General features: G+C 48.6%; 1 protein-coding gene. It reads right to left on the reverse strand.

Going from position 1 to position 430, the window contains the following annotated elements:
• Positions 1-91 precede the first annotated feature (91 nt).
• Positions 92-430: hypothetical protein (locus FNE76_RS08375; protein ID WP_185963042.1), on the reverse strand; the 339-nt coding region annotated here is incomplete at its 5' end.

Consider the following 430-nt stretch of genomic DNA (forward strand, 5'->3'; position numbering starts at 1 on the left):
GTGGGTCTCAAAATACGCCCGTATCTCAGCGCGGTTTTTGTAGGTTGCCATTTTCCACAAGCCTCCTTCCCATTAGGTTTTTTGAGAAAAGCTAAATCTCCCACACGCATAGGCTAAAGACTTGGCTAGAAGAAAAGATCGCCTTTTGCCTAACGCTGGCAATAAAGCTCACGCTTTGCCCGCTCTGCACGGGCTTAACTCGGTTTTGTAGCGCATTCCACCGCCACACTTCTGCATTGACCCAATGCCCTTGCCTTATCCACTTATCCCGGTATTTGGTGACTTCACGGGTGCGTTTGACATCACGTGTGCGCCAAATTTTCCTTTTAGTGACCCTATCCCACCAAGTTTTGTATATCCAATAACGCTCGGTGTCCCAATACTCCTCTGTTGTGGTATAAGCCTCCTTGCCCCAATAAGAAGTGTCGCG

The organism is Helicobacter mehlei (assembly GCF_007280785.1).
In the GTDB taxonomy this organism is placed as follows: Bacteria; Campylobacterota; Campylobacteria; order Campylobacterales; family Helicobacteraceae; genus Helicobacter; species Helicobacter mehlei.